The organism is Chamaesiphon sp. VAR_69_metabat_338, from assembly GCF_031423935.1.
Classification (GTDB): domain Bacteria; phylum Cyanobacteriota; class Cyanobacteriia; order Cyanobacteriales; family Chamaesiphonaceae; genus Chamaesiphon.
On the sequence record NZ_JANPGM010000397.1, the window covers coordinates 1 to 4,246 of the forward strand.

Here is a 4,246-nt window from a genome sequence, read left to right on the forward strand (position 1 = left end):
CTAATCGGCTCAAAGTTAGTAAGCATCACGATTAAATCCCATAGATCCCCGACTTCTTGAAGAAGTCGGGGGTCTTTAAGTGTTTATGGGGAGAGATCGAGTAGATAATTTTGAATGGCGATCGCGACTGCTTGTTTGCGATCGCTCGCACCTAATTTATGCAAGATCGTGTGAACGTGAACGCGCACGGTACCAGGAGTAATGTAGAGAATCTCGGCAATTTCGCGATCGGTTTTGTGAGTAGAAATTAGCTTGAGGATCTCCTGTTCGCGCCTAGTTAGCGATTCGATCGTGGCTGTAGCTCCATCTGCTTGCGTGGGATTATTTTGAAACAAATTATGAATTTCGGCGGTGGCAGTGGCATCCCACCAAGATGCGCCAGCAATGACCGATCGCATGGCTAAAATTAGGGTTTCGGCTCCTACCCCTTTGAGACAATAACCCTGCGCTCCAGCGGCGACTAAGCGGGAAATTAGAGATCGATCGGTTCGCGAAGTCAGTGCCAAAATTGCCAATTTGGGATGATTTTGTTTGAGTTGGCGACAGGTTTCGATCCCACCCAATCCCGGTAAACCCATATCGAGTAAAACCAGATCGAAAAGCTGCTGTTTGGCGAGATCGATCGCGGTTTCACCATCGTTTGCTTCGGCTAAAATCTCGATACCTGGTTCCCGTTGCAATCGCACGACTAAACCCAAGCGAAATAGTTCATCATCTTCAACTATCAGAATTTTTAAGCGATCGAGTGACATGCGAGGAAGCTCATAGTCTTATCTCAATTTAAACCTACTATTGCTTAGTAGATCCAGGGTATCCTCAGGTCGCCGCCGATCGACGAGCGATCTCTGGTCAATTGGAACAATTGTGACTGTTTGGGGGTCGCGATCGACTATCATGCAAGTTCTATATTTGAGGATTGTGACACTAAAATTTATCGGTTGCACTTGTCTCTATCTCACCCTGGGATTAAATAGCACCGCACTCGCCCAATCAAGCTTAATTCCCTCAGCCCCAGAGGTCTGCGAGATCGATCTGGGCGCATTAAAATCGACCGCACCAGGTACCGAGGCCAATATCGTTACCGCCGATACCCCCTCACCGCATGGGATGACATCACCCAGTCTGTGGTGGCCGAGCGAACAATTCTCATCTAAGCTGGTGACGAATTGGATCGCCAATCGCGCTCAGAAGCAGATTTACCTGTTAGTGGGTACGCAATCTTGGCAGTTGTTAGATTACATCGATCGCTATCGAACGATCGATCGCTTTGGTCGCGTGGCTCAGAGCTACGGCTACAACCTGAAAATTTGCGATAGCCAGAAGATCGCGCTCGCTCGGTATACCTGCAATTTTGCAGCTCCCACTCAGCCTCAGACGCCAGCAACCTGCCAAATTTGGTTGAATAGTAACGACCAAAATGGCATGAGCGTCCAAAGCACGTCTCCACCAGCGCATTAACCGCTGGCGTAACTACAGCCACCAAGCGGCTGCGCGATCGATCGACTGTAGTCTGACAGTTGATGCTAGGATGTTGGCAGTTTGTCATGCCAAAACTTATTTATTAAAGTACTGGCAAGAGATCGCTCCATCCCGTTCTAACCGATCGATGATGTGAGTCAGTGACACAATTCCTAGAATGCATGAACCAGCCGGATTTATTCAAACGCATCTCCCCAACCTCCCCAGCTTTTTTGCTATTAGTACTATGTGCTGCGACTGTTGCCATTCAGATGACCCCGATCTTCAAAACTGGTAATTCCGATCGCCAAATCACGTCGATACTGTTTTGGTCGGTGGCCGCCTATTTAATCTGGGAACGTCAGGATAAACTCAAGTTCGACACCGGACCGATCGCCAGCTGTGTGGGCGCAATATTATTAGCCTTGCTACTGCTCAAATGTACCGGCTATTGTGAAGAATCTTTCCTGATTGTCTATCCCTTTATCGCGAGTATTGCCCTCGCGCTGCTTGCCTCTGGCTGGAAGGGTTTACGAGCATATTGGCGCGAAATTATCCTGTTATTTTTTGCGGGCATTCCCGAAGTTTTGCTCGCGAAACTCACCGATCCCGCACCGATTACCGCTCAATTTGCGAGTGCAATGCTCTGGTTTTCTGGTTTGCCGATCGTCCGCAAGGGCATTTATCTAGAACTACCAGGCGGTAGCGTCCAGGTCTATAGTGGTTGTTCTGGGGTCGTAGCGATGACCCAATTATTAGGGATGTCTGTATTGTTTTTGATGTTGTTGCCATTACCGTGGAAATGGTATCAAAAAGCGATTTTACCGGTCGCGGCGATCGCGATTGGCTTTATTGTCAACGCTTTACGGGTATCCCTGATGGCCATTCTTGTCTCGCAAAAACAAATTGCGGCTTTTAATTATTGGCATGATGGTTCGGGTTCGCTAGTCTTCTCCGTTATCGGCACGTTGTTACTAGTAGTACTGGTGTGGCTGCTGATTCAGATCTTTGCACCTGCAGATCCCGCTCAGGAGGAACCATAATGACGATTTCTGTGGCTAGATTGGCGCGTCAATCCCTGCTGTGTCTACTCTGTGGCGGAGCCGTGGGGGTACTCGCTCACAACCTGATTAATAGTCCTGCCAAATCGAGTTTGCAGGCACCTGCCACCTTTAATTTTCCCGATCGGGTGCCGCTGTCAGATACCTCCATGTTAGCGAGTAAACCATTAGCCGCTCATACTTTCGGTAATGGGATGGTCGCTACTGGTCGATCGTATCGCTATGCCCTCACCACCGCCACAGCTAGCGATAAACCCCAGGCGATCGAGGTCGAGATTCGCTACATGACCGATGGTGTCGCCAATCGACCCACGATGGATGCGCTGCTACCAGTGTTTACCAAGATGCCGATCGCCGCACTCGCACCAGCGACGATGAAAGAAAAACCCGGCGTGGGTTTTTATAACTTATTTGTCGATAACAAAACCGCCTATTTTGGTACTTGCATCAATCCCCAAGGCATCACCACCGTGACTGGGGATCAATTTCATGCTAATAGTAATCCTAATCCGCTAACTAGTGGCATCCCATTGCAACGGTTTTTACCGTGGCTAATGGGCAAACAAACATTTAGGGATAGTCGCTGTCTGTGGACGCTGCTCTCGACCCCGATCGACCCCAACCAGCCTGATGCTACGGTGAAAACATTGGAAACAACAGGCGTCAATTGGATTCGGTGGTGGCAGATGCATTTTCCCGCAGCCTAGACAAATTCCCAACTTCACTTACTCGACCTCGATCGACTTAAATTACAGGTGCTATTTGCCAATGACTCCAGTATTGTATCTATTTCGCGCTGTTGGTTACGGACTGTTATTACTGACTCTCTTTGATGTCGTTAGCGCGATAATTCCCCCACAATTTAGTAATCCCGGCTGGCAGTTTCAGACCGCTGGTGGGTTTGTCGAACGTTCGGCAGTGCCGCTGATCGGCTTTATTTTAGTTTTTTATGACGATCGCGATGCTCGCAAAAAAAGAGAGCTGTTAGTGCTGAGATTATTATCTTGGATCTCCTTACTAATCGGGATATTTTATTTAGCCTTAGTGGTGGTGTTCTTCCTCACCCCCCAAGGTCTCAACGACGCCGCCCAAGCTCAAGTCAAGGCACAATTCGAGCCGGAAATTACCAAGCAGCAGCAGATTCAAGCGCAATTTGAGAAAGCGCAACCCGCGCAGATTGACGCATTTATGAAAAATAATCGCGTCACTGGCATGGATGCGCCCGCATTTAAATCCAAAATGATGCAGAATGCCGCATTAACTGAGAAAAACTTAAAAGAACGGATGGCACTTACTAATAACGGTCAAAGACTAGCTTTGATCAAAAATGCCGTGAAATGGGCACTAGGTGCGATGGTGACTGGGGTATTATTTATTAAAATCTGGGCTGGCACATCCTGGGCTAGACAATAAGCTCTAACTTGTCACTGCTCGAACCATTAACGATCGTCAAACAAAAGGGGCACTCGCATTGAGTGCCCCTTTTGTTGGATCGACTATCGATCTCGATCGAAGATGGGGGTGGCGAGACTTGAACTCGCACATCCATTACGGATAACAGATTTTAAGTCTGTCGCGTCTACCATTCCACCACACCCCCAGGTGCCACTACTTTATTTTTAAAGTAGACTGTGTAAATCTGTCACAGAAGGTCATTATCGCATAAAAAATCGATCGAGGCAAGCATCATCAACTCCTGTTTCCTGTCGCGCAACTCGATGGCGATC

Annotated in this window: 5 protein-coding genes and 1 tRNA gene; 4 read left to right on the forward strand and 2 right to left on the reverse strand. The window is 48.2% G+C overall.

Features of this window, described 5'->3' with window-relative positions:
• Positions 1-83: 83 nt before the first annotated feature.
• A complete protein-coding gene (locus RMO84_RS11090; protein WP_310488524.1) occupies positions 84-752 on the reverse strand; it encodes a response regulator transcription factor in 669 nt (222 codons plus the stop codon).
• Positions 753-894: 142 nt separating this feature from the next.
• Here RMO84_RS11090 and RMO84_RS11095 point away from each other — a divergent pair, with 142 nt between their 5' ends.
• From RMO84_RS11095 to RMO84_RS11110, 4 genes are all read left to right on the forward strand, one after another.
• The gene (locus RMO84_RS11095; protein ID WP_310488525.1) at positions 895-1,458 is read left to right on the forward strand and encodes a hypothetical protein; all 564 of its coding nucleotides are present in this window, start codon (positions 895-897) and stop codon (positions 1,456-1,458) included.
• Positions 1,459-1,640: 182 nt separating this feature from the next.
• Entirely contained in the window at positions 1,641-2,501 is an 861-nt protein-coding gene (gene crtA, locus RMO84_RS11100; protein ID WP_310488526.1) for a cyanoexosortase A, read from the forward strand.
• A complete protein-coding gene (locus RMO84_RS11105; protein ID WP_310488527.1) occupies positions 2,501-3,226 on the forward strand; it encodes a cyanoexosortase A system-associated protein in 726 nt (241 codons plus the stop codon). Before crtA ends, RMO84_RS11105 begins: the two co-directional genes overlap by 1 nt.
• Positions 3,227-3,287: 61 nt before the next feature.
• Complete coding sequence (locus RMO84_RS11110; protein WP_310488528.1) at positions 3,288-3,932, forward strand: HpsJ family protein; 645 nt, start codon at positions 3,288-3,290, stop codon at positions 3,930-3,932.
• A gap of 103 nt (positions 3,933-4,035) precedes the next feature.
• Here the strand turns inward: RMO84_RS11110 and RMO84_RS11115 are convergent.
• Positions 4,036-4,119: transfer RNA gene (locus RMO84_RS11115), tRNA-Leu, on the reverse strand.
• Between the last annotated feature and the right edge of the window lie 127 nt (positions 4,120-4,246).